Here is a 23,944-nt window from a genome sequence, read left to right as displayed (position 1 = left end):
GGGATCCTCCGCTCAGTGGCTACGGAAGTAGATGCCGCCGGACTTCGAGGCGTTGTCGGAGAGCTCGGTCCCGGCGGCCCAGGCGGTCTTTCCGTATGACGCGAGGGCCCGCAGGTCGTTGTCGGCACCGGCCGACCGCGGCGTGGTGGTGACGGTCAGCTTCGAACCGACCTTGTGGACGAGAGCCGCGTTCCAACCGCCACGAAGGAGCCACAGGCCACCGGCTCCGTCAGTGGCGACCTTGGTGTACGCGTGGGACTCCTTCGCGTCCACGGCCGCGCTCCAGGTCTTGCCGTTCCAGTGCATGATGAGCGGCTTGGCGCAGATGTCGTCGTGGTCCTCGCCGCAATACCGCTCGACTCCGCCGACCGCCCACACGTTCTTCGAGGACACGGCGAGGACGTCGTCGAGCACGCTCCACGCACCGGTGCCGAGTTCGACCTTCGGCGTCTTCACCAGCTTCCAGGAGGTGCCGGTCCAGCGCATCACGGCCGGCTGCCGCTTGTACGTGCCGGCGGCCCAGACGTACTTGGCGGACGACGCGCCGACCGCGCGGGCGGGGGCCGGGACGGCGGTCTTCTTCCACGCCTTGCCGGTCCAGTGCTCGGCGTACTTCGCGGCCACCTCGTCGCCGTCGTCGGTGCCGCCGCCGACCGCCCAGACGTTCGTCGGGCCGATGGCGGCGGAGCCGGTGGGGAGGAAGTCCCCGGGCAGGCTCGTCGTCGTCCACTTCTTGCCGTCCCATCGGCCGGCGCGCGTGCTGCCGCGGTCGGACGCGAACGCCCACACGTTCGTGCTCGAGGAGACGGCGAGGGACCTGATCCCGCCGGAGACGCCGGCGGGCGCCGAGTGTGTCGTCCACCCCTTAGCGGTGAGGTGCTGCACCAGGGGCGTCGTCCTGCCGTCGACCGACTGGTAGCCGCCCGCCCATGCGCTTCCACCCGCGCTGATGGACAGGACGGAGATCCCGTTCGCGTTCGCCAGGTCGTTCTTCTGCGCGAGCTTCCACGGGGAGGTGGCGGCGTACGCCTGGCCGCCGGCCAGCACACCCGTCACCAGGGTCGTGGCGGCCGCACCGGCGAGCATCTTTCGCATCCGTGTTCCTTCCGAGAATCGGCGAGCGCGACGTCCGAACGGACACCGTCCGACACGTCACGTTGGTGATCAAGACGCTCCGCCGCCATGACCGGTTGCCCGAAGATCGGGAGAAGTCTGCCGTTCCGGCTTTGACGGTTGTGCCGTGGCAGCGCCGCGGTGTCGCCCGGCGGCCGGTCACCGACCTGACCGGGCTCACGGGGATCGCGGGATCGCCGAGCCGCGCGCCGACGTCCTGGTGGAGAACCACGCCGCGCGCGGCGATCGGCAGCGTGTGGCCGCGCGCCGTCGCCGCCCGCGGCGAGGAGGGCGGTCTGATCTACCGGATCGCGCTGTAGCCGGTGTCCAGCGGATCCTGCGCCAGGTCACCTCGGCCGGTCAGGACGCCTCGGACAGGGCGGTGAACTGCTCGTCGGTGAGGGTGATGTTCGCGGCGCCCATGTTCTCCTCGAGGTGCTCCACGGAGCCGGTGCCGGGGATCGGCAGCATCACCGGCGAGCGCCGGAGCAGCCACGCCAGCGCCACCTGTGACGGCGTGGCGTCCAGCTCCTTGCTGATCTGGTCGAGGCGCCCGCCCGGCTGCGCGAGCCGGCCGACGGCCAGCGGGAACCACGGGATGAACCCGATGCCCTCCCGCTCGCAGTAGTCCAGGACGTCCTCGGACTGGCGGTTGGTCAGGTTGTAGAGGTTCTGCACCGTGACGATCGGAACGATCTCCCGAGCCCGTTCGATCTCCTCGACGCTGACCTCGGACAGCCCGATGTGCCGGATCCTCCCCTCCTGTTGCAGGTCGCGCAGTTCTCCGAGCTGGTCGGCGAGGGGAACCTCCGGGTCGATGCGGTGCAGCTGGAACAGGTCGATCCGCTCCAGGCCGAGTCGGCGCAGGCTCATCAGCGCCTCCTGGCGGAGGTACTTCGGCCGGCCGACCGGGTACCACTCGTCCGGCCCCGTCCGGACCAGGCCGGCCTTCGTGGCGATCGTCACGCCCTCGTACGGGTGCAGCGCCTCGTGGATCAGCTCCTCGGAGACGTACGGGCCGTAGGAGTTCGCGGTGTCGACGAAGTCCACGCCGAGCTCGACGGCGCGCCGAAGCACCCGGAGCGCCTCGTTCCGATCGGCCGGAGGACCCCAGATGCCGGGCCCGGTGATGCGCATGGCGCCGTACCCCAGGCGATTTACGGTCAGGTCTCCACCGATCGTGAAGGTGGTTTCGGTCATGCCGCAACCGTACCCAGCAGCAATATCGACGAAGTTTCCCACCCTGTGGAATAGGAGAACGCCGTCGAAAAGGGCAGGATGACCCCATGGAGCACCAGAACCTTCTCGGCGGGCCGGCCCCGACCGAGCTGCCGGACAACGACGAAGCCCGACAGTCCCTGGAGGCCGGGGTCGACCCCTTCGAGGTCGTCGCCCGCTTCCCGGCGTACCCGGCCGGCTGGGCCGAGCTGGCCGACCGCGCCTTCGGGAAGGGCGACGTGATCGAGTCGTACGCCTACGCGCGTACCGGCTACCACCGCGGACTCGACGCGCTCCGCCGCGCGGGGTGGAAGGGCCACGGCCCGATCCCCTGGGAGCACGCGCCGAACCGCGGGTTCCTGCGCGCCCTGCACGCGCTCGCCCGGGCCGCCGCGGCGATCGGCGAGGACGACGAGGCGGAGCGGTGCCGGACCTTCCTGCGGGACTCCAGCCCCACGGCGGTCGAGGTTCTGGCCTCCTGACCGGCACCTACCGTTTTCCTCGCGGTCATCCGGCGGGTACCCTCTGATCGCAAGAGCCCCTGTCGCTGCTGCTTGCGCCAGGGGCTTCGTCGATGCCAGGGGAGAGAGCTCCTATGCCGGCCATCGTGCTCGTCGGCGCCCAGTGGGGCGACGAAGGCAAGGGCAAGGCCACCGATATTCTCGGCGGCGACGTCGACTATGTCGTCCGATACCAGGGCGGTAACAACGCGGGACACACCGTCGTCATCGGCGACCAGTCCTACGCCCTCCATCTGCTCCCGTCAGGGGTGCTCTCCCCAGACGTCGTCCCCGTGATCGGGAACGGCGTGGTCATCGACCCGGGAGTGCTGCTGGAGGAGATCGACGGGCTGCAGGCGCGCGGGGTGAGCTGCGACCGGCTGCTGATCTCGGCGAACGCCCATTTGATCATGCCGCACCACAAGGCCCTCGACAAGGTGAGCGAGCGGTACCTCGGCAAGGCCCAGATCGGCACCACCGGTCGTGGCATCGGCCCGGCGTACGGCGACAAGATCGCCCGAATGGGCATCCGGGTGCAGGACCTGCTCGACCCCGGCATCCTCCGCCAGAAGCTCGAACTCGCGCTGCGCGACAAGAACCAGATCCTCGCCAAGGTGTACAACCGGCGCGCCATCGAGCTCGGCCCGATCATCGAGGAGTACATCGCGTACGGCGAGCGGCTGCGCCCGCACATCGCCGACACCGCACTCGTGATCAACAAGGCGCTCGACCAGGACAAGCTGGTCCTGCTGGAGGGCGCCCAGGGCACGCTCCTCGACGTCGACCACGGCACGTACCCCTTCGTGACCTCCTCCAGCCCGACCTCGGGCGGGGCGTGCGCGGGCTCGGGCGTCGGCCCGACCCGCATCACCAAGGTGATCGGCATCCTGAAGGCGTACACGACTCGCGTCGGCTCGGGGCCGTTCCCCACCGAGCTGCTCGACGAGACGGGCGACTGGCTGCGCACGACCGGCGGCGAGTACGGCGTGACGACCGGCCGCAACCGCCGCTGCGGCTGGTTCGACGCGGTGATCGCCCGGTACGCCACGCGCGTCAACGGCGTGACCGACTACTTCCTCACCAAGCTCGACGTGCTGTCGGGCCTGGAGAAGATCCCGGTCTGCGTGGCGTACGACATCGACGGCGAGCGCTGCGACGAGCTCCCGATGACGCAGACCGGGTTCCACCACGCCAAGCCGATCTACGAGGAGCTGGACGGTTGGCAGGAGGACATCTCCGAGTGCAAGACGTTCGAGGACCTGCCGAAGAAGGCGCAGGACTACGTCCGGGCGCTGGAGGAGATGTCAGGAGCCCAGATCAGCGCCATCGGCGTCGGCCCCGGCCGTGACCAGACGCTTCAGCTCCACTCCCTGATCTGACCTGCCGACGTGACGGCCCTGACTATTCAGGGCCGTCAAGTCGTACCGGACCAGACCTTTATCGGGCTGGTCTTTTTTCGTATTGCCCTGGTACACGAAGATCACGGGCTGTAGTCTTTGCGACTTAATGAGTACTGACCCGAAATGTGGAGCACTCGCCTCCCCCCTTTCCACCTCGAGGATCTGAGGAGCGATACATGTCGGCGGTCGCCTTCGTGTGCCTGACGGCCGGGCTCCTGGTCGCCGTGGTGCTGCTCGTACGGGAGCGGCAGATCTCCTCCCGGCTGCGCCGCCGCGCCGGCACGCTGGAGGAGACGGCGCGCGTCCGCGACGAGGAACTACGCCATCTCGTCGCCGTCCGCACCCCGGCGCTCGTGGAGTCCCTTTACGGCAAACCGGTGGCGGTGCCCGGCCCGCGCAATCCGAGTTTCGCGGGGACCAGCGCCGAGCAAGGCATTCGGGCGATCCTGGGAATGTTCACGGACTACGCCGAACGCGCGAAGGAGCGGGCGGACCAGTCCGCCAAGGTCACCCTGAAGGCCATGATGCGCGCCGTGCAGAGCCTCGCCAATGAGCAGCAGCTGGCCATCTCCACCATGCAGGAGCGCCACGACGACCCGGACGTCCTCGAAGGCCTCATGAGAATCGACCACATGAACGCCCAGCTCGGCCGGCGCGCCCAGGCCACCGCCGTGCTCTGCGGGTCGTGGCCGGGGCAGCAGAGGTCCGCGGCGGCGCTGGTCGACGTCGTACGCGGCGCGACCTCCCGGATCCGCGACTACCTGCGCATCGACGTCCAGCCGCAGTCGAACATCGCCGTCGTCAGCCGCGTGGTCGAGCCGGTCGTGCTGGCGGTCGCCGAGCTCCTGGACAACGCCGCCCGCCACTCCCAGCCGAACACCACCGTCGAGGTCAACTTCCGGCAGGCGCACAACGGCGTCGCCATCGTGATCGACGACGCCGGCGTCGCCATGGACGCGGAGGAGATCCAGCGGGCCGAGCGGCTGCTGTCCGGGCGGGATTCCGTGGACATCAACCGGCTCGGCGACCCGCCGCAGGTCGGCTTCGCCGTCGTCGGCGTGCTGGCCGCGCGGTACGGCTTCCGGGTGTCGGTCGACAGCAGCTCGCCGTACGGCGGGGTGCGCGCCGTGCTGTTCCTCCCCAGCGAACTACTGACCCACCTCGACACCGAGCCGGCCCCCGCGCGGAGCGAGCCGCAGCCGCGACGCGCCGAGCAGCCGGGATGGGCGGAGCCGCGGCCCGTACGCGCCGAGCGCCCCGCACCGGCGCTGCCCACCGCGCCGAGCGCGCCGACCCTGCCGGCCCCGCCCGTCGTGCCGACCGCACCGCCCGCGCCGAGCGCACCGGCGATGCCCGCTGCGCCGGGCATGTCCGGCCAGGCCCCGTCGCCGGCGCGGGAGCCGCGCGCGGTCACCGCGAACGGCCTGCCGAAGCGCCGGCGCGTCATCGACACGGGCGAGCAGCCCGCACCCTCGATCGAGCCGCCGCCCTCCACCCGCCCGCCGCGTGAGATCGCCGCCGGGATGGGCGCCTGGCAGCGCGGTACCCGAGCCGGCCGCGCCACTGGTTCTCCGGAGTCCGAAGGGAATATCGCCGAATGACGCAGGACGCGAACAACAAGCTCGGCTGGATGCTCGACGATGCCCTCAAAATGCCGGAGACCCGGCACGCCATCCTGCTGTCCGCGGACGGCCTGCTGATGGCGTACTCCGAGCGCATCAGCCGTGACGACGCCGAACGCCACGCGGCCGGGATGTCCGGGCTGCAGTCGCTGGCCCGCACGTCGGCGGAGTTCTGCGGGGACTCGCGCACCACCTGGCGGCAGACCGTGACCGAGTTCGACGACGGATACGTCTTCCTCGTCGCCGCCGGCCCCGGCGCGTACCTCGCGGTCTCGACGACGGAGCGGGTCGACATGGAGGCGATCTCCTTCCGCCTGCAGGAACTCGTCCAGCGCCTGGGCAAGGAGCTGACCGCTCCGCCGAGACAGGTCCCGGGAGTGACCGCGTGAGCGAGCGAGCCGTGAGCACAGCGCCTCCGGTCACTCCTCCGACGAAGGAGGGCCCGTGAGTGAGCGAAGCGAGCGAGCCATGAGCACAGCGCTTCTGGTCACTCCTCCGACGAAGGAGGGCCCGTGAGCGCCAGGCGGGAGCGGGCGCTCGTCCGGCCGCACGTGGTGACGGGCGGGCGCGCCCGCCCGACCCGCAACATCTTCGACCTCGTCACGCTCGTCATGGCCGCGCGCTCGGACCTGAACGGCCTCAGCCCGGAGAAGCGCCGGGTCCTGGAGCTGTGCCGGGGCGGCGCACTCTCGGTGGCCGAGGTCGCCGGTCACCTCTCGCTCCCCATCAGCGTCACCAAGGTCCTGCTGTCCGACCTGGTGGACAGCGGCCACATCGTGACCCGGGTCGGCGGTACGGACGACGGCGAGACCTCGACCCGGCTTCTCCAGGAGGTGCTCGATGGACTCCGCGCTCGTCTCTGACGGCACTTACGTACGCGACACCGTACGGACCTCGGTCAAGCTGCTGATCGTCGGGCACTTCGCCGTCGGCAAGACGACGCTGGTCGGCACGCTGTCGGAGATCCGCCCGCTGCGCACCGAGGAACGGATGACGCAGGCCGGCGCCCTGGTCGACGACCTCGCGGGCGTGCCCGGCAAGGAGACGACCACCGTCGCGATGGACTTCGGCCGGCTGACGCTGAGCGAGGAACTCGTGCTGTACCTGTTCGGCACGCCCGGGCAGCACCGGTTCACCCAGCTGTGGCACGACCTGTCGCGCGGGGCCCTCGGCGCGCTCGTGCTGGCGGACACCCGGCGGCTGGAGCAGTCCTTCGACATCATGGGCTTCCTCGAGGAGCAGAAGCTCCGGTACGCCGTCGCGATCAACCAGTTCGACGGCGCGCCGGCCTTCGCGGAGGAGGAGCTGCGCGAGGCCCTGGACCTGCTGCCCTCGACGCCGCTGATCTTCTGCGACGCGCGGGACCGGGCGTCCTCGACCCGCGCGCTGATCACTCTCGTCGAATACCTCATCGCGGTCCAGAACGGGAGCATCCGTGAGTTCTGACGCGTTCGCGCCCGCGCCCGGATGTCCCACCCACGGCGGGCGGACGCCCCTGTACGGTCCGGACTTCGCGGCCCACCCTCAGCGCGTCTACGAGGCGCTCCGCCGGTACGGTCCGGTCGCTCCCGTCGAGCTGGCCCCGGGCGTCCCGGCGTCCCTCGTCATCTCGTACGGCGCCGCCCTCGAAGTGCTGCGCGACCCCGTCACCTTCCCGAAGGACGCCCGCCGCTGGCAGCAGAGCGTCCCGCCCGACTGCCCGGTCCTGCCGTTCATGATGTACCGGCCGGCCTGCAACCTGTCGGACGGCGCCGCGCACGCCCGGCTGCGCACGGCGATCGCTGACAGTCTGTCCAGGATCGACTCGAACCTCCTGCGCGAGTCCGTCGAGCGCAACGTCGAAACGCTCATCCGGGGATTCTCCGAGAAGGGCACGGTGGACCTGCGCGCCGAGTACGCGCTGCTCCTGCCCCTGATGGTGTTCAACGAGATCCTCGGCTGCCCGCCCGACCTCGGAAAACGCATCGTCACCGGGATGCGCGGCATCGTGGAGAACGTCGACACGGCGAACAGCAACCAGATCACGGTGAAGGCCGTGGCCGAACTGGTCGCGCTCAAGCGGGCCCGACCGGACCATGACCTGACGTCGTGGCTGATCGCCCACCCGGCCCAGCTGACCGACGCCGAGCTGGTCGAGCAGATCGTCCTGCTCGTGGGCCTCGTCACCGAGCCGGAGCAGAACCTGATCGCCAACGCGCTGTTCCTGCTGCTGTCCGACGACCGGTTCGGCGGCGACCTGTCCGGCGGCAGCCTCCCCGTCGAGGACGCGCTCGATGAGGTCCTGTGGGCCGACCCCCCGGTGGCGAACTGGGCGATCAGCTACCCCACGCAGGACGTCGACCTGCGCGGCGTACGGCTGTCGGCGGACCAGCCGGTCGTCATCGGCTTCGCGGCCGCCAACACCGACCCGGCGGCCGTGTCCACGAACCGTGCGGGCAACCGTGCGCACCTGGCCTGGGGAGCGGGCCCGCACAAGTGCCCGGCGCAGGGGGAGGCGCGCCTGATCGCGGCGATCGCCATCGAGAAGGTGCTCGACGCCCTGCCGGACATGGAGCTGGCCGTCCCCGCGAGCCGGCTGGAGTGGCGGCCCGGATTCGCCCAGCGCGCCCTGGCCTCGCTGCCGGTGCGCTTCTCGCCCATTCACATTCCGCCGCGTCCGACCCCCGGCAACCAGGAGATGGGCCTGGCCGGCGGCCTGGCGACGGCGCTGCGCAACGCCGGTCCCCGGCGGAGCAACGCCCTGACCCGCTGGTGGCGCGGCGAGTGATCTTCAGAGCCGTACGGTGACGGAGAGACCGCCGCCCGCCCGCGGGACGGCGGTCACGGTGCCGCCGTGGGCGGTCGCGATGGCACGGACGATGGACAGGCCCAGGCCGGTGCCCCGGTCGGAGCGCACCCGGTCGCTCCTGAGCCGCCGGAACGGCTCGAACAGCGTCTCCACCTCATAAGCCGGGACGACCGGCCCGGTGTTCGCGACGACGACCTCGGCGCCGTCCGCGGTCCGCCGCGTGGACAGCCACACCTCGCCGCCGTCGACGTTGTACCTGGTCGCGTTCTCGACCAGGTTCTGCACGAGCCGTTCCAGGAGGACGGGGTCCCCCTCGGTCGGCGCGCGGCCGAGGTGACGGTGCACGGTCAGGTCACGGCGATCCGTCTCGGCCTTGGCCTGGTCCAGGACGTGCGCGCCCACGTCGCCGAGGTCGAGCGGTGACGTGTCGACGACGATGTTCTCGCTGCCGGCGAGGGTGAGCAGCCCTTCGATGAGCCGCTCGTGCCGGTCGCCGACGACGAGCAGCGACTCGCCGAGCCGCTTGACGTCCTCGCTCGCGTCGGGACGGCGTACGGCCACGTCGATGAGGGTCCGGTTGATGGCCAGCGGCGTGCGGAGCTCGTGCGAGGCGTTGTCGACGAACCTCCGCTGCGCCTCGAAGGCCCGCGCCAGCCGTTCCAGCATCGTGTCGAACGTGTCGGCCAGCTCTTTCACGTCATCGCGCGGCCCGTCGTAGGTGATCCGCTCGGTGAGGTCACGGCTGCGCGCCACCCGCCGGGCCGTATCGGTGATCCTGTGCAGAGGACGCAGCGCCCGGTCGGCGAAGAACCAGCCGAGGCCGAGCGCGGCCGCGCCCACGACGCCGAGGGCGATGCCGCCCTGGGTGAGCAGCGAGTCGAGCGCCTGCCGGGCCGAGTCCTCCCGCGCCTTCAGGACCATGCCCTTCGTCTGCCCGGCCGTGTAGAGCACCTGGGCGGCGGACTCACCGGGAAGCGGCTTGGTGGGGGCTCCGGACGCGCCGATCTGGACGGCGGTCACCCTCGCCGCTTGTGCTCCCTGGGTGTTGGTCTTGACGAGCAGGTAGGTCACCGCCAGCAGCACGAGACCGCCGACCAGGAACAGGCCGCCGTACACCAGCATGAGCCGGACGCGGATCGTGGGCTGCAGCCGCCGCGTGAGTGCCGTCATCGGATGCGGTACCCCGCTCCCGGGACGGTCTCGACGACGGGTGGATCGCCGAGCTTGCGGCGGAGCTTCATCATCGTCACCCGTACGGTGTTGGTGAAGGGGTCGGTGTGCTCATCCCAGACCTTCTCCAGGAGCCGCTCGGCCGAGACCACCGTCCCGCCCGCGCGCAGGAGTTCGGCGAGCAGGCCGAACTCCTTGCGGGCCAGGTGGACGTAGCGTCCGTCCCGGTAGACCTCCCGGCGTGCGGGGTCGAGCCGGATCCCGGCACGTTCCAGCGCCGGCGGGTCGGCCGGGCGCGCGCGGCGGCCCAGCGCGTGGATCCGGGCCACCAGCTCCTCGAACGCGAACGGCTTGGTCAGGTAGTCGTCCGCGCCGAGCCCGAGCCCTTCCACCCGTGCCCGGACGGCGACGGCGGCGGTGAGCATCAGCACCCGCACGTGCGCCCCGGACTCGACGACCGCCCGGCAGACGTCGTCGCCGTGCACGACCGGCAGGTCGCGGTCGAGCACGAGCACGTCGTAGTCGTTGACGCCGAGGAGTTCGAGGGCGGCGTCCCCGTCGTAGGCCACGTCCACGGCCAGGGCCTCCGCCCGAAGCCCCTCGGCGATCGAATCGGCGAGCATCCGCTCGTCCTCGGCGATGAGTACGCGCACGCTTCCCGTCCAGTCCTCGTTCGACGAACGTCCCGGGACAGCGTGCGCCATCGCGCATAACGCCGGCATAACCAGAAGCGGTTACGCCCGGGTTATCGGCGCGGGATTTGACTCCTCGCAGTTCGCCGGGATCGGCCCGGCGGAGTCATGGGGAGACGACGAATGCGAGGGAAGACGATTCCGGCGCTGCTCCTGGCGCCCGCGCTCCTTCTCGGCCTGCCGGCCTGCGGGTCCGGCCACGAGCCGGCGAACGCCCAGGCCCGCGCCGCCGGCGACCTGGCGAAGATGCGCGCCTACGCCAGATGCATGCGGGCCAACGGCGTCGACATGGCCGACCCGCAGGCCGACGGGAACGGCGGTTTCCGGATCGGCATACGGGGCGGCAGCGGCAAGCCGAACGCCGCGAAGGGCACGGACGACACGACGCTGAAGGCCGCCGAGGCCAAGTGCGGTCGCCTCCGGCCGAACGGCGGGAAACCGAAGAAGCCCAGTGCGGCGGACCTGGCGAAGATGCGCGCCTACGCCAGATGCATGCGCGAGCACGGCGTCGACATGCCCGACCCGAACCCCGACGGCGGCATCGTGATCAAGCGCAACGGCGGACAGGCCTCTCCGGGCGGCTCCGGTCAGGCCGGCCCCGACAGCCAGACGTTCAAGGACGCCGACAAGGCCTGCGCCCAGTACCGGCCGGGCGGTGCCGGCAGCCGGCACCTCAGCCGGAGCGGGAATTGAGCAGGGTACGCGTCGCGGTCCTGAGCGTCGCCGGCGTGGTCCTCGTCGGCGTCGCCGGCCTGGCGGCGGCCGGCCTCGGCGGTGGGGGCGGCACGCCCGCCGGGCGGAGTTCCCTGCCGCCCGCGACCGCGCGGATCGAACGGACGACTCTGGTGGAGACCCAGAAGGTGGACGGAACGCTCGGGTACGGCACGACGCACACCCTGACCGGCGCGGGCGGCCACGGCGTCCTGACCTGGCTGGCCGCGCCCGGCAGCGTCGTGTCGCGCGGCCGGTCCGCGTACCGGGTGGACGACCACCCGGTGCCGCTGCTGTACGGGTCGCTGCCGCTCTACCGGACCCTCGCCGACGGCACGAAGGGCCGGGACGTCCTGCAGTTCGAGCGGAACCTGCAGGCCCTGGGCTACACGGGGTTCACGGTCGACAAGACCTACACCGCCGCCACCGCCGCGGCGGTGAAACGCTGGCAGGACGACCTCGGCCTGAACCAGACGGGGCGGGTCGCGCCCGGATCCGTCCTGATCGCTCCTGGTGAGATTCGCGTCGCCGAGCGGAAGGCGCAGGCCGGGGACCCGGCGACCGGCCCGGTGCTCACCTACACCGGCACGACCCGGCAGGTGGACGTCGACCTCGACGTTCAGTACCAGCGGCTCGCCAAGAAGGGTGCCAAGGTGTCGATCGAGCTGCCCGGCGGCGGAACGGTCAAGGGCCGCGTCACCAAGGTCGGCAAGGTCGCCAAGGCGGGGCAGGGGGACCATCCCACCACCGTCGCGGTCACCGTCACCGTCGACGACCAGGGCTCGCTGGGCTCCTATGACAAGGCGCCGGTGGCGGTCCACCTGACCAGCGAACGCCACGCGAACGTCCTCGCCGTGCCGGTCGAGGCGCTCCTCGCGCAGCCCGACGGCGGCTACGGCGTGCAGGTCGTCGACGGCGGGCGCGTCCGTACGGTCCCCGTGGAGACCGGCGCGTTCACCGAGGGCAAGGTGGAGATCTCCGGCACCGGCCTGTCCGAGGGCATGAGCGTGGGGGTGCCGAAGTGAGCGGACCGGACGTAAGCGGGCCGGAAGTGAGCGGGCCCGGAGTGAGCGGACCGGTTGTGGAGTTGCTCGACGTCCGCAAGGAGTACCCGGGGGGCGTCACGGCGCTGGACGGCGTGTCGCTGCGGGTCGAGGCCGGTGAGGCGGCCGCGATCATCGGGCCGTCCGGCTCCGGCAAGTCGACACTGCTGCACCTCATCGGCACGCTGGACCGGCCGAGCGCCGGCACGGTGCGCATCGAGGGCCGCGACGTGTCGACGCTGCCGGATCGGCGGCTCTCCGCGGTGCGCGCCCGGCGGATCGGGTTCGTCTTCCAGCAGTTCCACCTCGCCGCCGGGGTCGGCGCGCTGGACAACGTCGCCGACGGCCTGCTGTACGCCGGCGTGCCCCTGGCGGAACGCCGCCGCCGGGCGCGCTCGGCCCTCGAACGGGTCGGCCTGGCGCATCGGCTCGGCCACCGGCCGCACCAGCTGTCCGGCGGGGAGAAGCAGCGCGTCGCGATCGCCCGCGCGGTGGTCGGCGAACCGGCGATCCTGCTGGCCGACGAGCCGACCGGCGCGCTGGACACCGCCACCGGCGCCGGCGTGATGGGCCTGCTCCGCGAACTGGCCGCAGGCGGCACCACGGTCATCGTGATCACCCACGACCGCGACATCGCCGCGACACTGCCCCGCCAGATCCGCATGCTCGACGGCCGGGTCATCGCTGACGACGTACGGGCGGAGGCCGCGCCATGACGGGAAGAGACGAGCCGGCGCGGCTCGGCCCACGGGACGTGGTCCGGGTCGGCGCGGCGGGGCTGCGCGCCCGCCCGCTGCGGGTGTTCCTGTCCGCGCTGGGGATCGCGATCGGCATCGCCGCGATGGTCGGCGTGGTCGGGATCTCGACCTCCAGCCGGGCCCAGCTCCAGGCCACGCTGGACCGGCTGGGCACGAACATGCTCACCGTGGCCCCGGGCAAGGACTTCTTCGGCTCCGACGCCGAGCTTCCCGAAGAGTCGGTCGCGATGATCGGCCGGATGAGCGGCGTGCTGTCCGCGTCCGCCACCGGCAAGGTCCCCGACACGAACGTCTACCGCAACGACCACATCGACGCGGGGGAGACCGGCGGCATCGGCGTCCTCGCGAGCCGCCTCGACCTGCCCCGTACGGCCGGTCTGAGCGTGGCCGCCGGGACCTGGCTCAACGCGGCCACGAGCCGGTACCCGGCCGTCGTGCTCGGCTCGGACGCCGCGGACGCGCTGGGCGTCGCGCAGCCGAACGTCCAGGTCTGGCTCGGCTCGCAGTGGTTCACGGTCGTCGGCATCCTGGACCACGCGCCGCTCGCGCCGGAGCTGGACTCGGCCGCGCTGGTCGGCTGGGACGTCGCGGCCGCGCGGCTCGGCTTCGACGGCCACCCCACCACCGTCTACACGCGGGCGCGGAAGGACGCGGTGCCGCGCGTACGGGACCTGCTCGCCGCCACGGCCAACCCCGAGTCGCCGACCGCGGTGGAGGTCAGCCGCCCGTCGGACGCGCTGGCCGCGCAGAACGCCGGCGACAAGGCGTTCACCGGGCTCCTCCTCGGCCTGGGCGCGGTGGCGCTCCTGGTCGGCGGGGTCGGCGTCGCGAACACCATGGTGATCTCGGTACTGGAACGCCGCGCCGAGATCGGCCTGCGGCGCTCCCTGGGTGCGACGCGCGGTCAGGTCAGGCTGCAGTTCCTCGCCGAGTCGCAGCTCCTGGCGGCGCTCGGCGGCGTGGGCGGTGTGACGCTGGGCATCCTCGTCACGGCGGTGTTCGCGGTGACGCAGGGCTGGCCGACGGTCGTCCCGCCCTGGGCGATGGCCGGCGGGGTCGGCGCGACGCTGGTCATCGGCGGGATCGCCGGACTGTACCCCGCGATCCGCGCCGCCCGCCTGTCCCCCACCGAGGCCCTCGCCGCCCCGTGACCGTGCGGGGAGCCCGTAGGCTGAGGCGGATGGAGATCCAAGGGCACCGCGGCGCGCGGGGACTGTGGCCGGAGAACACCATCGCGGGGTTCGCCAGAACCCTCGAACTGGGCGTCGACGTGCTGGAGCTGGACGTCGCGCTCACCGCGGACGGAGTTCCGGTGCTCCACCACGACCAGGCGCTGAACGCCGGGACCGTACGGGACCGTGGGCCGTGCCGGCCGGACGACCCGCTGTACCCCTACGTCGGGCGGCCGATCCGGGAGCTCACGCTCGCGCAGATCAAGACGCTGGACGCGGGGATGCGCAACGAGCGGTTCGCGGCGACGCAGACGCCGATCCCCGGCGCGGAGGTGCCGACGCTGGCGGAGCTGTGCGAGCTGGTCGTGCCGCACGACGTACGGCTGTCCGTCGAGATCAAGACCGATCCGTCCTGGCCGGACATCGAGACGATCACGGTCACGGCCGTGAAGGTGCTGGAGTCGTACGGGCTGCTGGAGCGGGCGCGGCTGCTGGCGTTCGACTGGCGGGTGCTGGGCGTGGCGCGGGAGCTGCTGCCCGGCGGGGACCGCGTCGCGCTGGTCGAGCCGGACACGCTCGACGCGTCGTGGATGGCCGGACGGGATCCGGCGGGCGGCCTGATCGCCGCCGCGGCCGACGCCGGGGCGACCATGATCTCCCCCAAGCGGGTCATGGTCGTCCCGGAACTGGTCGCGGCGGCGCACGCGCGGGGCCTGCGCGTCGTCCCGTGGACGGTCAACGATCCAGCCGAGATGCGGCGGCTCATCGCGTTCGGCGTGGACGCGATCGTCACCGACTACCCCGACCGCCTCCGTACGGTGCTGGGCCGCTGAAGGGTACGGCGCGGCTCAGAGCCAGCCGTTGCGGCGGAAGCCGCGGTAGAGGACGAAACAGGCGCTCACGATGACGCCCACGGCGAGCAGGTAGCCGTACTTCCAGTGCAGCTCCGGCATGTACTTGAAGTTCATGCCGTAGACGCCGGTGATCGCCGTCGGCATCGCGAGGATCGCCGCCCACGCGGAGATCTTGCGCATGTCGTGGTTGTCGGTGACGGTCACCTGGGTCAGGTGCGCCTGGAGGATCGGGGTGAGCAGTTCGTCGCAGGACTCGACCTGCTCGCGCACGCGGGCGAGGTGGTCGTCGACGTCGCGGAAGTACTCGCGGATCTCGGTGGGGACGAACCGGCGGGCCGCGAGGTTGCGCAGCGGGCCGGACAGCGGGCCGACGGCGCGCTTGAGCTGGATGACCTCGCGCTTCAACCGGTAGATGCGCTCGGCCTGGTTGGTGGCGTCGGCGGAGAAGACGTTCTCCTCGACCTCGTCGATGTCCTGCTGGACCGCGTTGCCGACGCAGATGTAGTCGTCGACGACCCGGTCGATGATGGCGTGCAGGACGGCGGCGGGGCCGAGGGCGAGGCGCTCGGGGTTGTCCTCGAGGCGCTGCCGGACGGGGGCGAGCGCGCCGTGCTCGCCGTGCCGGACGGTGACGACGAAGTCGGGCCCGCAGAAGATCATGATCTCGCCGGTGCGCACGGTCTCCGTGCCGGCGCGCTCGACGTATCCGACCGTCTTCATGACGATGAACTGCACGTCGTCGTAACGCTCGAGCTTCGGCCGCTGGTGGGCGTGGACGGCGTCCTCCACGGCGAGCGGGTGCAGGCCGAACACCTCCGACAGGCGCTCCAGCTCGGCCGCGTCGGGCTCGTGCAGGCCGACCCAGACGAAACGGCTGCGCGGCTCGGCGCCCTCCGGGAGGTCGTCGGGGGCACGTACGAGCGTGACGGCCTCGGCGAGACTGGCGGTGTCGACGCGCTCGCCGTCGATGTACGCCGCCCAGTCGATGAGGGCGGACCGCTGGTTGATCGACTCACCGGCCGCGATGCGGCCGGGACGGGCGAGCGGCTTGAACAGGACGCGAGTCGCGCGTCCGGGGCGAACCCTGGTCATGGCCATGGGGGATCCTTCCCTGGCCCGGCCGCACGCGCGCCGGCGCGCGTCGACCCGTGATCAGAGCGGGGAGCGCGCGCCGGAGGCGGCCGGACGCCGAGTAGAGATGGTCGGACTGTGAGGAGGCTCGGCGTTACTGCAAGGATCGCCAGGACTCATTTCGACCACCTCCTTGGGTCGTCGGCGTCAGAGCACGGCCTCTGAGATTACACCGGGTAATAAGGACGCCCGGCGGCGGCTGCCGGTTCACAGGATTCCCGGATTACTTCAGAAATCACGCGTCCGGTCTCCAAGTGGATCAACAACGGCGGCCGGCCGCCGCTTCCCCGACGAGCCCGGAAAACAGGAGATCTCGGTAGGCTTCCCTACGTGCGAGTCCTCGTTCTCGGCTCGGGCGGGCGCGAACACGCGCTGGTCCGCTCCCTTGCCCAAGATCCCGACGTCACCGCGCTGCACTGCGCCCCCGGCAACGCCGGCACCGGCGCGCTCGCGGACAACCATGTCCTGGATCCCACCGATCCGGTCGCCGTGGTCGAGCTCGCGCAGCGTCTGGCGGCACAGCTCGTGGTGATCGGTCCCGAGGCGCCGCTGGTCGCGGGCGTGGGCGACGCCCTGCGCCGGGCCGGGCTGCTGTGCTTCGGCCCCGACGCCGCGGCCGCGAAGATCGAGGGCTCGAAGGCGTTCGCCAAGGAGATCATGGCGGCCGCCGGCGTCCCGACCGCCGACTCACGGATCTGTGAGGGCACCGACGGCGTGAACGCCGCGCTCGACGCGTTCGGGCCGCCGTACGTCGTGAAGGACGACGGACTGGCCGCGGGCAAGGGCGTCGTCGTGACCGAGGACCGGGCGATCGCCGCGCGGCACGCCGCCCAGTGCGAGCGGGTCGTCATCGAGGAGTTCCTCGACGGGCCCGAGGTCTCGCTGTTCGCGCTGACCGACGGTACGACGGTCGTCCCGCTGCTGCCGGCGCAGGATTTCAAGCGGGCGTACAACGACGACCAGGGCCCGAACACCGGCGGCATGGGCGCCTACACGCCGCTGCCCTGGGCGCCGGCGGGCCTGGTCGACGAGGTCGTGCAGACGATCATCCAGCCGACCGTGGACGAGATGCGGCGCCGCCAGACGCCGTACACCGGTGTGCTGTACGCCGGGCTCGCGCTGACGTCGAAGGGCGTCCGGGTGATCGAGTTCAACGCGCGGTTCGGCGACCCGGAGACCCAGGTCGTCCTGGACCGGCTGGCGACCCCGCTCGGCTCGCTGCTGCAGGCGTGCGCGGTCGGCGGGCTCGCGTCGGCCCCGGCGCTGGAGTGGCGGCCGGGCGCGGCGGTCACCGTCGTCATCGCGGCGGAGAACTACCCCGGCAAGCCGACCGTCGGCGATCCCATCGCCGGGCTGGAGGAGGCCGAGGCGGTGGACGGCGCGTACGTCCTGCACGCGGGCACGAAGCTGGAGAAGGGTCTGCCGGTCTCCGGCGGCGGGCGGGTGCTCGACGTGGTCGGCACCGGCCCGGACCTGGCCGCGGCCCGCGCGACGGCGTACGCCGCGGCGGAGCGGATCCGCCTGCGCGGCGCGCACTACCGCACGGACATCGCCGCCAAGGTCTGACCCGCGCGTGGCGATCCCCGACACCGGGGGCCCGGTCGAGACGGCACCCCCGGCGGATGACGGCTACCGGGTCACCACCGTCGAGTTGTTCTTCGACCTGGTCTTCGTCTTCACGATCACGCAGCTCACCGGGGTGCTGGCACACGAACTGTCCCCGGTGGGGCTGCTGCGTGTGGTCGCGCTGTTCGGCGTCCTGTGGTGGATCTACTCCGGGTACGCCTGGCTGACGAACACGGTGGCGCCGACGACCACGCTGCGGCGGCTCCTGCTGCTGGTCGGCATGGCCGGGTTCCTGATCATGGCGCTGGCGACCCCGCGGGCCTTCGACGGCGGCGGCGTCGCCTGGGGGCTGGGCTACCTCGTCGTCGTGCTCGTCCACGGCGGCCTGTACGCGCAGGTCAACCGGCAGATCCTGCGCGTCCTCCCGGTGAACCTGGCGGCGGCCGCCCTGGTGATCGGCGCGGGGCTGACGTCGGGCCCGGCGACGTACGCGCTGTGGATCGCGGCGGTGCTCGTGCCGATCGCCGCGCCGTACGTCATACGGCCGGGCGGCCGGTTCTCGTTGCGGGCGCCGCACATCGTCGAGCGGCACGGCCTTCTGGTCCTCATCACGCTCGGCGAGTCGGTCGTGGCGATCGGGATCGGCCTGTCGGAGAACCCGCTCGACACCCGTACGGCGGTCGCCGCGGTGCTCGGCCTGGCCCTCGCCGCCGCGCTGTGGTGGCCCTACTTCGCCGAGGACGACCTACGGGCCGAGTCCGCGCTCGCGCGGATGGACGACGCACGCCGGACCGGCGCGATCATGAACGCGTACTTCTACGCGCACATCCCGCTGATGATCGGCATCGTCGCGGCGGCGGCGGGCGTGAAGAAGGCGATGGCCCACCCGGTGGAGGCCCTGCACACGGGACCGGCGGTCGCCCTCGGCGCGGGCGTCGCCGCGTACCTGCTGGGCGACGCGGCCTTCCGCCGGATCCTCCGGATCGGCTCTCCGGCGATCCGGGTCGGCGCGGCGGGGCTGTCCCTGGCCGCGATCCCGGTGGGCGCCGTGCTGGCCGGCGAGGCAGAGCTCATCGCCCTCGTCCTGATCATCGTGGCGGCCCTCCTGACGGAGCGGAGAAGCACCGGCGGTCCTGGGTGAGCCACCTGTTCTGACGCCTGGGACACTGGAGGGGTGATCGAGCGCTACACCCTTCCGGAGATGGGCCGCGTCTGGAGCGACGCGCACAAGTACGAGCTGTGGTGCCGGGTCGAGACCCTGGTGCTCGAGGCACACGCCAAGGCGGGCACCGTCCCGTCGGAGGTCGTGGAGCCGGTGCGCGCCGCCCCGCCGCCGACCCCTGAGCGGGTCGCCGAGATCGAGGCGACGACCCAGCACGACGTGATCGCGTTCCTGTCCGCGTGGGCCGACAACACCGAGCCCCGCGAGGCCGCGGCGTACGTCCACTTCGGCATGACGTCCTCGGACCTGCTCGACACGGCCCTCGCGGTGCAGCTCGTCGAGGCGACCGACATCCTGCTCGCCAAGGCCGACGCCCTCGTCGCGGCGCTGCGCGACCACGGCCTGGCCCACCGCGACACGCTGCGCGTCGGCCGTACCCACGGCATCCACGGCGAGCCCGACGTCTGGGGGCACCGGGTCGCCGACTTCGCGTTCGCGATGGCGCGCTCCCGCGACCGGCTGCGCCGCGCCCGCGCGGCCGTCGGCGTCTGCGCGATCTCCGGCGCCGTCGGCACCTACTCCAACATCGACCCGGAGGTCGAGCGGTACGTCGCCGCCGAGCTCGGGCTGGCCCCGGCCGACGTGTCGACCCAGGTCGTGATCCGCGACGGCATCAGCGAGTGGGTCTCCGCCCTGTCGATCATCGCCACGGTCTGCGAGGCCATCGCGCTGGAGGTCCGGCACGGCCAGCGGACCGAGGTCCGCGAGCTGTGGGAGCCGTTCGGGAAGGGCCAGAAGGGCTCCTCCGCGATGCCGCACAAGAAGAACCCCATCATCTCCGAGCGCCTGGCCGGGCTGGCCCGGATCGTCCGCGCGCAGGTGGTCCCGGTCCTGGAGGGCATCCCGCTGTGGCACGAGCGGGACATCTCCCACTCCTCCACGGAGCGGATCGCGCTGCCCGACGCCTCCATCGCGCTCGACTACATGCTCAACCTCACGCACCGCCTCGTGACCGGCCTCGTCGTCGACGCCGAGCGGATGCGCGCGAACCTGGAATCGACCGGCGGCCTGATCTACACCAGCGCGGTTCTGCTGGAGCTGGTCAACGCCGGGATGTCCCGCGACGACGAGGCGTACCCGCTGGTGCAGCGGGCCGCGATGGAGACCTGGGAGACCGGGACGCCGTTCCGCGAGACGCTGCGCGCGCAGGCCGCGGCGGCCGGGCTCACCCTCGACGAGGCGCGGCTCGACGCCGTCTGCCGGCCGGAGCGGTACGTCGAGCGGCTCGACGGCGTGTTCCAGCGCCTCGCCGCGCTGAGCTGACGGAGGCCGGGATGCGATCATGGCGGGGAGGGAAGGGAGCCCCGCCATGACGGTCGTGGTCCGCGAGCTGAACGTCTACCCCGTGAAGAGCGCCGGCGGCACACCGCTGACCGGCGCCGAGGTGCTTCCGGAGGGGTTCCGGAACGACCGGGCGTTCATGCTGGTGCGCCCGGACGGGCGGCACCTGTCGCAGCGGGAGGTCCCACGGATGGCACTGCTGCGCCCGTCGTACGACGGCGTGAAGCTCGCCGTGGAGTTCGCCGGGACCGGGCCGGACGGGCCGCTCGTCCACTCGGTCTCGGGCGACGGGCCGGTGCTCGACGTCACGGTGCACGGCAACCCGTGCCAGGGCGTCGACCAGGGTGACGAGGCCGCCGGCTGGTTCACCGCTGCGCTCGGCCGCGAGTGCCGCCTCGTCCGGTTCACCGGCCGGCGCCCGACCAGGGTCGGCGGCGGCACGGTGAAGTTCGCCGACGAGTTCCCCCTGCTCGTCACCTCGGTGGAGTCCCTGGAGGAGCTGAACTCCCGCCTCGACGAGCCGCTGCCGATGAACCGCTTCCGGCCCAACATCGTGCTCGAAGGTCTCGGCGCGTGGGGCGAGGACACGGTGCGCACCCTGCGGATCGGCGGTGTCGAGCTGGAGCTGGTCAAGCCCTGCGCCCGCTGCGTGATCACGACCACCGACCAGGAGACCGCCGTCAAGGGCCGCGAGCCGCTGCGCACCCTGGCGACCTACCGGACCCTCGTCTTCCCCGACGGCGACCGCGGCGTCATCTTCGGCCAGAACGCCGTCCCCCGCGCCCTCGGCACCATCAACGTCGGCGACGCCGTCGAGGTCACCCGGGACCATTGATCATTACGCTTTTTCATCATCGGACCACCTGATCGACGCCCTACCATGGCATCGTCGAGGGGAGTCACCGTGGCCACGGTAACGAAGCCGAGGGTGGAACGGACCCGGCCGACTGAACTCGTCGAGTGGACGCTGAGCGGCCGAATCCGGATTCCGAGGTTCCAACGCCCCTTTCGCTGGGAAAAGGACGATATCCGGCAGCTTTTCGACAGTATCTTCCGTGGGTATCCGATCGGGAACCTCCTGATGTGGCGTCGCCCAGCCCCCAAGACGTCGAGGAGTACATCCGGAGACTGGTGGCCATCGTGGTCATGGGGAATCTGGACGCACACCTGAAGAACTGGACGCTGCGCTACCCCGATGAGCGCACTCCACGGCTCTCTCCCGCCTACGACCTCGTCGCCGTCACCGCGTACCCGGAGTTCACGGACGACAGGCTTGCGTTCGGGCTGGGCGGTGGTCAGTCGACCCGTCTCATCACGACCGAGCACTTCCGCCGGCTGGCGACGGGCATCGGCTACGACCCCGGCGCCGCCGCGGCGATCGTGAAGTCCATGACCGAGCGTATGGCCGACACGTGGTCCCATGTCCGCGGCAGTTGTCCCGTTCCGGAGTTCGTCGCCGCTTCGGTCGACTCTCGCCTTGAGCACCTGCCCTTGATGCGAGGGGATTGAAAGGTACCCGGGCGGGTTCGCTGGGCCGACCGGCGGCGACTGCGCCGCTGTCATTGTCTCCTGTCCGTCGGTGGTGACCCACGGATGTCCGTTTCGCCGGGCCTGCCACGTCGCCCCGGCGTCAAAGTGACGTGTCTCCAGACGTGCCACCTCGCTGACGCCGGCGCGCGTCCGGCGACGGGCGACGCGGTCGAGGTCATCCGGCTCGGCTGAGCCCGCGGTCCCGCGATCCACCCCGATAACGGACGTGCTCTCGGACGGTCTCACCGAGCGTCACATCGGCATCACTCCGGTCCATCCGGCGCACCGGGGCGCGGATACCACGTGAACCCGTGGGTATGCTCGGGGCTCAGGTTCGTACAAGTGAAACGCTGAACGCATCGGCAAGCCCGGTCGCTGAGGTCCGCGAGACCCCGAACAAACCTGCGGCCCGCCGCATCTAACCAATCGGCGCAACCACGCCAGACCGGAAGTTTCGGTCATGCCGCGGAGCGCCCGATGGAATACTGGGGCCGCCCGTGTCACACGCGCGGCACTCGTGACCCGCCGACCTGACCGAGCGGGCAGTCTAACTTCACCGCAGCCAAAGGAGCACCGGCGATATGAGCTTGGGCCACGAGGTCCGTTACCGCGTGCGGGGCGGCGCCGAGTTGAACGGCACCGTGTTCGTCCAGGGCGCCAAGAACGCCGTCCTGCCGATGATCGGCGCCTCCCTGATGGCGGCCGAGGGACGTACGGTCCTGCGCAACGTACCGATCATCGAGGACGTGAAACGCGCGGTCGAGCTGGCGCAGGCGATCGGCGCGAAGGCCGAGCTGCACGAGGCCGAGCGCACCCTGGTGATCGACGCGTCGCAGCTGACGAGCCCGGTCCTGCCCGAAGAGATCGCTTCGCGGTTCCGTGGCTCGTTCCTGTTCGTCCCGGCGTTGCTGCACCGGCTCGGTGAGGCGGTGATCGAGGGCGTCGGCGGATGCAACCTCGGCAGCCGTAACCTGGACTTCCACTACAACGGTTTCAAGCGCATGGGCGCGACCGTCACCGAGCAGGTGAGCGACGACGGCCGTGGCAGCATCCACGTCAAGGTCAGTCAGCTGCAGGGCGGCACCCTCTACCTCGACACGCCCTCGCACACCGGCACCGAGAACCTCCTCATGGCCGCCTCGCTGGCCGAGGGCACCACGCTGATCAAGAACTGCGCCCTCGAGCCCGAGGTCCTGGACGTCATCCAGCTCCTGCAGCGCATGGGCGCGCGCATCACCGGCGGCGGCACCGGCTTCATCACCGTCGAGGGCGTCGACCGTCTCACCGCGGTCCAGCACACCGTGATGCCCGACCGCATCGACGCCGGCGTGCTGGTGATGGCGGCCGCCGCCACGGGCGGCGAGATCAGCCTGGTCGGCGCCTCGCTCGAGCACCTCGGCGTCGCCGCCGACAAGCTTGAGCAGATGGGCGTGGAGTTCTCCCAGGAGGGCGCCGTGCTCCGGGTCCGCCGCGACCGGCCGCTGCGGCCCATCAACGTGATCACCGACGAGTACCCCGGCTTCGCCACCGACCTCCAGTCGCCGATCATGGCGCTGTCCTGCCTCGCCGACGGGCCGAGCTACATCTACGAGCGCATCTTCGACGGCCGGTTCAAGCTGGCCGACGAGCTGGTCCGGATGGGCGCCGACATCGAGGTGAACGGCAACCGCGCCAAGGTCAACGGCGCGACGCCGCTGCGCGGTGCCGAGGTCGTCGCCCACGACCTGCGCACGGGCAGCGCGCTGGTACTGGCGGGCCTCGTGGCCGAGGGCGAGACCACGATCACGAACGGCTACTACCTGGACCGCGGCCACTCGCACGTCGCCGAGCGGCTGAACGCCCTGGGCGCGGACATCGAGCGCCTGGCCTGACCTCACGACGAGGACGCCCCGTCACGTTCCCCGCGCGGCTCCGGCCCGGGGAACGCGGCGGGGCTCAGGGCCGTAACGGACCAAAATGATCACAGCATTCCCGACCCGTCGCTGACCTAACCGGTTAGTAATATTCTCCTCACCGGACGCCCTCTACTAGTGGTTTTTCGACGCACTCTTAACCGATTTCGCTAAGACCCGTCACATACCACGGGCCTCCGGCGATCTGCCCAATGAGGTGTTAGTTCACGGAGCTGGGGCGGACGACCAGATGAGGGGCGTCAGTGCGATGAGTCATGCGT

At 71.4% G+C, this 23,944-nt stretch carries 25 protein-coding genes; 20 read left to right on the top strand and 5 right to left on the bottom strand.

Features of this window, described 5'->3' with window-relative positions; genetic code table 11:
* Nucleotides 1-12 precede the first annotated feature (12 nt).
* Entirely contained in the window at nucleotides 13-1,095 is a 1,083-nt protein-coding gene (locus tag NE234_RS29105) for a hypothetical protein (RefSeq protein WP_252783879.1), read from the bottom strand.
* Nucleotides 1,096-1,226: 131 nt separating this feature from the next.
* Between NE234_RS29105 and NE234_RS29100 the strand changes: the two genes are divergently transcribed.
* Nucleotides 1,227-1,433, top strand: coding sequence for a hypothetical protein (locus NE234_RS29100; protein WP_252783878.1), 207 nt, complete (start codon nucleotides 1,227-1,229; stop codon nucleotides 1,431-1,433).
* A gap of 40 nt (nucleotides 1,434-1,473) precedes the next feature.
* On the opposite strand, the gene NE234_RS29095 is transcribed toward NE234_RS29100, so the two are convergent.
* Nucleotides 1,474-2,313 carry an aldo/keto reductase gene (locus NE234_RS29095; protein WP_252783877.1) on the bottom strand — a complete coding sequence of 280 codons (840 nt, stop codon included), beginning with the start codon at nucleotides 2,311-2,313 and terminating at the stop codon, nucleotides 1,474-1,476.
* 86 nt (nucleotides 2,314-2,399) lie between these two features.
* On the opposite strand from NE234_RS29095, the gene NE234_RS29090 reads away from it, so the two are divergent.
* The 7 genes from NE234_RS29090 (at nucleotide 2,400) to NE234_RS29060 (ending at nucleotide 8,620) form a co-directional block, all read left to right on the top strand.
* Entirely contained in the window at nucleotides 2,400-2,813 is a 414-nt protein-coding gene (locus NE234_RS29090; protein ID WP_252783876.1) for a DUF3151 domain-containing protein, read from the top strand.
* 113 nt (nucleotides 2,814-2,926) lie between these two features.
* Nucleotides 2,927-4,210, top strand: a complete 1,284-nt coding sequence (locus NE234_RS29085) for an adenylosuccinate synthase (protein ID WP_252783875.1) — start codon at nucleotides 2,927-2,929, stop codon at nucleotides 4,208-4,210.
* 197 nt (nucleotides 4,211-4,407) lie between these two features.
* The gene (locus tag NE234_RS29080) at nucleotides 4,408-5,832 is read left to right on the top strand and encodes an ATP-binding protein (RefSeq protein ID WP_252783874.1); all 1,425 of its coding nucleotides are present in this window, start codon (nucleotides 4,408-4,410) and stop codon (nucleotides 5,830-5,832) included.
* Entirely contained in the window at nucleotides 5,829-6,242 is a 414-nt protein-coding gene (locus NE234_RS29075; protein ID WP_252783873.1) for a roadblock/LC7 domain-containing protein, read from the top strand. Before NE234_RS29080 ends, NE234_RS29075 begins: the two co-directional genes overlap by 4 nt.
* Nucleotides 6,243-6,365: 123 nt before the next feature.
* Nucleotides 6,366-6,716 carry a DUF742 domain-containing protein gene (locus NE234_RS29070; protein ID WP_252783872.1) on the top strand — a complete coding sequence of 117 codons (351 nt, stop codon included), beginning with the start codon at nucleotides 6,366-6,368 and terminating at the stop codon, nucleotides 6,714-6,716.
* Entirely contained in the window at nucleotides 6,694-7,299 is a 606-nt protein-coding gene (locus tag NE234_RS29065; protein WP_252783871.1) for a GTP-binding protein, read from the top strand. Before NE234_RS29070 ends, NE234_RS29065 begins: the two co-directional genes overlap by 23 nt.
* Nucleotides 7,289-8,620: a cytochrome P450 gene (locus NE234_RS29060; RefSeq protein ID WP_252783870.1), complete on the top strand. Its 1,332-nt coding sequence runs from the start codon at nucleotides 7,289-7,291 to the stop codon at nucleotides 8,618-8,620. The genes NE234_RS29065 and NE234_RS29060 overlap by 11 nt, the downstream gene beginning before the upstream one ends.
* 3 nt (nucleotides 8,621-8,623) lie before the next feature.
* On the opposite strand, the gene NE234_RS29055 is transcribed toward NE234_RS29060, so the two are convergent.
* Entirely contained in the window at nucleotides 8,624-9,811 is a 1,188-nt protein-coding gene (locus NE234_RS29055; RefSeq protein WP_252783869.1) for a sensor histidine kinase, read from the bottom strand.
* Nucleotides 9,808-10,464 carry a response regulator transcription factor gene (locus NE234_RS29050; protein ID WP_252783868.1) on the bottom strand — a complete coding sequence of 219 codons (657 nt, stop codon included), beginning with the start codon at nucleotides 10,462-10,464 and terminating at the stop codon, nucleotides 9,808-9,810. Before NE234_RS29050 ends, NE234_RS29055 begins: the two co-directional genes overlap by 4 nt.
* 162 nt (nucleotides 10,465-10,626) lie before the next feature.
* Here NE234_RS29050 and NE234_RS29045 point away from each other — a divergent pair, with 162 nt between their 5' ends.
* From NE234_RS29045 to NE234_RS29025, 5 genes are read left to right on the top strand one after another with little or no spacing between them, the layout of a single operon-like run.
* Nucleotides 10,627-11,196: a hypothetical protein gene (locus NE234_RS29045; RefSeq protein WP_252783867.1), complete on the top strand. Its 570-nt coding sequence runs from the start codon at nucleotides 10,627-10,629 to the stop codon at nucleotides 11,194-11,196.
* Nucleotides 11,193-12,239, top strand: coding sequence for a peptidoglycan-binding protein (locus NE234_RS29040; RefSeq protein WP_252783866.1), 1,047 nt, complete (start codon nucleotides 11,193-11,195; stop codon nucleotides 12,237-12,239). The genes NE234_RS29045 and NE234_RS29040 overlap by 4 nt, the downstream gene beginning before the upstream one ends.
* A 41-nt stretch (nucleotides 12,240-12,280) precedes the next feature.
* Nucleotides 12,281-12,973, top strand: coding sequence for an ABC transporter ATP-binding protein (locus NE234_RS29035; RefSeq protein WP_252783865.1), 693 nt, complete (start codon nucleotides 12,281-12,283; stop codon nucleotides 12,971-12,973).
* Nucleotides 12,970-14,166 carry an ABC transporter permease gene (locus NE234_RS29030; protein WP_252783864.1) on the top strand — a complete coding sequence of 399 codons (1,197 nt, stop codon included), beginning with the start codon at nucleotides 12,970-12,972 and terminating at the stop codon, nucleotides 14,164-14,166. Before NE234_RS29035 ends, NE234_RS29030 begins: the two co-directional genes overlap by 4 nt.
* A gap of 29 nt (nucleotides 14,167-14,195) precedes the next feature.
* Complete coding sequence (locus NE234_RS29025; RefSeq protein ID WP_252783863.1) at nucleotides 14,196-15,020, top strand: glycerophosphodiester phosphodiesterase family protein; 825 nt, start codon at nucleotides 14,196-14,198, stop codon at nucleotides 15,018-15,020.
* Between the two features lie 15 nt (nucleotides 15,021-15,035).
* On the opposite strand, the gene corA is transcribed toward NE234_RS29025, so the two are convergent.
* Complete coding sequence (gene corA, locus NE234_RS29020; protein ID WP_454923402.1) at nucleotides 15,036-16,139, bottom strand: magnesium/cobalt transporter CorA; 1,104 nt, start codon at nucleotides 16,137-16,139, stop codon at nucleotides 15,036-15,038.
* Between the two features lie 363 nt (nucleotides 16,140-16,502).
* Here corA and purD point away from each other — a divergent pair, with 363 nt between their 5' ends.
* From purD to murA, 7 genes are all read left to right on the top strand, one after another.
* On the top strand, nucleotides 16,503-17,738 hold the full coding sequence (gene purD, locus NE234_RS29015) for a phosphoribosylamine--glycine ligase (RefSeq protein WP_252783861.1): 1,236 nt from the start codon (nucleotides 16,503-16,505) through the stop codon (nucleotides 17,736-17,738).
* Nucleotides 17,739-17,745: 7 nt separating this feature from the next.
* Nucleotides 17,746-18,879: a low temperature requirement protein A gene (locus NE234_RS29010; protein WP_252783860.1), complete on the top strand. Its 1,134-nt coding sequence runs from the start codon at nucleotides 17,746-17,748 to the stop codon at nucleotides 18,877-18,879.
* Nucleotides 18,880-18,912: 33 nt separating this feature from the next.
* Nucleotides 18,913-20,223 (top strand): adenylosuccinate lyase, encoded by a 1,311-nt coding sequence (gene purB / locus NE234_RS29005; RefSeq protein ID WP_252783859.1) that lies wholly within the window; start codon nucleotides 18,913-18,915, stop codon nucleotides 20,221-20,223.
* Nucleotides 20,224-20,269: 46 nt separating this feature from the next.
* Nucleotides 20,270-21,076, top strand: a complete 807-nt coding sequence (locus NE234_RS29000; RefSeq protein ID WP_252783858.1) for an MOSC domain-containing protein — start codon at nucleotides 20,270-20,272, stop codon at nucleotides 21,074-21,076.
* A 45-nt stretch (nucleotides 21,077-21,121) separates the two neighbouring features.
* Entirely contained in the window at nucleotides 21,122-21,412 is a 291-nt protein-coding gene (locus NE234_RS28995; protein ID WP_252783857.1) for a GmrSD restriction endonuclease domain-containing protein, read from the top strand.
* Nucleotides 21,325-21,750, top strand: a complete 426-nt coding sequence (locus NE234_RS28990; protein ID WP_252783856.1) for a HipA domain-containing protein — start codon at nucleotides 21,325-21,327, stop codon at nucleotides 21,748-21,750. Before NE234_RS28995 ends, NE234_RS28990 begins: the two co-directional genes overlap by 88 nt.
* 602 nt (nucleotides 21,751-22,352) lie before the next feature.
* Nucleotides 22,353-23,642 carry a UDP-N-acetylglucosamine 1-carboxyvinyltransferase gene (gene murA / locus NE234_RS28985; protein WP_252783855.1) on the top strand — a complete coding sequence of 430 codons (1,290 nt, stop codon included), beginning with the start codon at nucleotides 22,353-22,355 and terminating at the stop codon, nucleotides 23,640-23,642.
* The last annotated feature ends 302 nt before the right edge of the window (nucleotides 23,643-23,944 follow it).

This window comes from Actinoallomurus rhizosphaericola, assembly GCF_024055675.1.
GTDB classification, from domain to species: domain Bacteria; phylum Actinomycetota; class Actinomycetes; order Streptosporangiales; family Streptosporangiaceae; genus Actinoallomurus; species Actinoallomurus soli.
Note: the sequence above shows the minus strand (reverse complement) of the source record. Positions and strands in the feature narration are given on the sequence as shown.

Excerpts from the sequence above, each read along its gene's own strand:
- murA (WP_252783855.1), top strand. The coding sequence starts at position 22,353 with ATGAGCTTGGGCCACGAGGTCCGTTACCGCGTGCGGGGCGGCGCCGAG.
- NE234_RS29055 (WP_252783869.1), bottom strand. The coding sequence starts at position 9,811 with ATGACGGCACTCACGCGGCGGCTGCAGCCCACGATCCGCGTCCGGCTC.
- NE234_RS29025 (WP_252783863.1), top strand. The coding sequence starts at position 14,196 with ATGGAGATCCAAGGGCACCGCGGCGCGCGGGGACTGTGGCCGGAGAAC.
- NE234_RS28995 (WP_252783857.1), top strand. The coding sequence starts at position 21,122 with ATGGCATCGTCGAGGGGAGTCACCGTGGCCACGGTAACGAAGCCGAGG.
- NE234_RS29080 (WP_252783874.1), top strand. The coding sequence starts at position 4,408 with ATGTCGGCGGTCGCCTTCGTGTGCCTGACGGCCGGGCTCCTGGTCGCC.
- NE234_RS29090 (WP_252783876.1), top strand. The coding sequence starts at position 2,400 with ATGGAGCACCAGAACCTTCTCGGCGGGCCGGCCCCGACCGAGCTGCCG.
- NE234_RS29065 (WP_252783871.1), top strand. The coding sequence starts at position 6,694 with ATGGACTCCGCGCTCGTCTCTGACGGCACTTACGTACGCGACACCGTA.
- NE234_RS29045 (WP_252783867.1), top strand. The coding sequence starts at position 10,627 with ATGCGAGGGAAGACGATTCCGGCGCTGCTCCTGGCGCCCGCGCTCCTT.
- NE234_RS29030 (WP_252783864.1), top strand. The coding sequence starts at position 12,970 with ATGACGGGAAGAGACGAGCCGGCGCGGCTCGGCCCACGGGACGTGGTC.
- corA (WP_454923402.1), bottom strand. The coding sequence starts at position 16,139 with ATGGCCATGACCAGGGTTCGCCCCGGACGCGCGACTCGCGTCCTGTTC.
- NE234_RS29105 (WP_252783879.1), bottom strand. The coding sequence starts at position 1,095 with ATGCGAAAGATGCTCGCCGGTGCGGCCGCCACGACCCTGGTGACGGGT.
- NE234_RS29000 (WP_252783858.1), top strand. The coding sequence starts at position 20,270 with ATGACGGTCGTGGTCCGCGAGCTGAACGTCTACCCCGTGAAGAGCGCC.
- NE234_RS29075 (WP_252783873.1), top strand. The coding sequence starts at position 5,829 with ATGACGCAGGACGCGAACAACAAGCTCGGCTGGATGCTCGACGATGCC.
- NE234_RS29085 (WP_252783875.1), top strand. The coding sequence starts at position 2,927 with ATGCCGGCCATCGTGCTCGTCGGCGCCCAGTGGGGCGACGAAGGCAAG.
- NE234_RS29095 (WP_252783877.1), bottom strand. The coding sequence starts at position 2,313 with ATGACCGAAACCACCTTCACGATCGGTGGAGACCTGACCGTAAATCGC.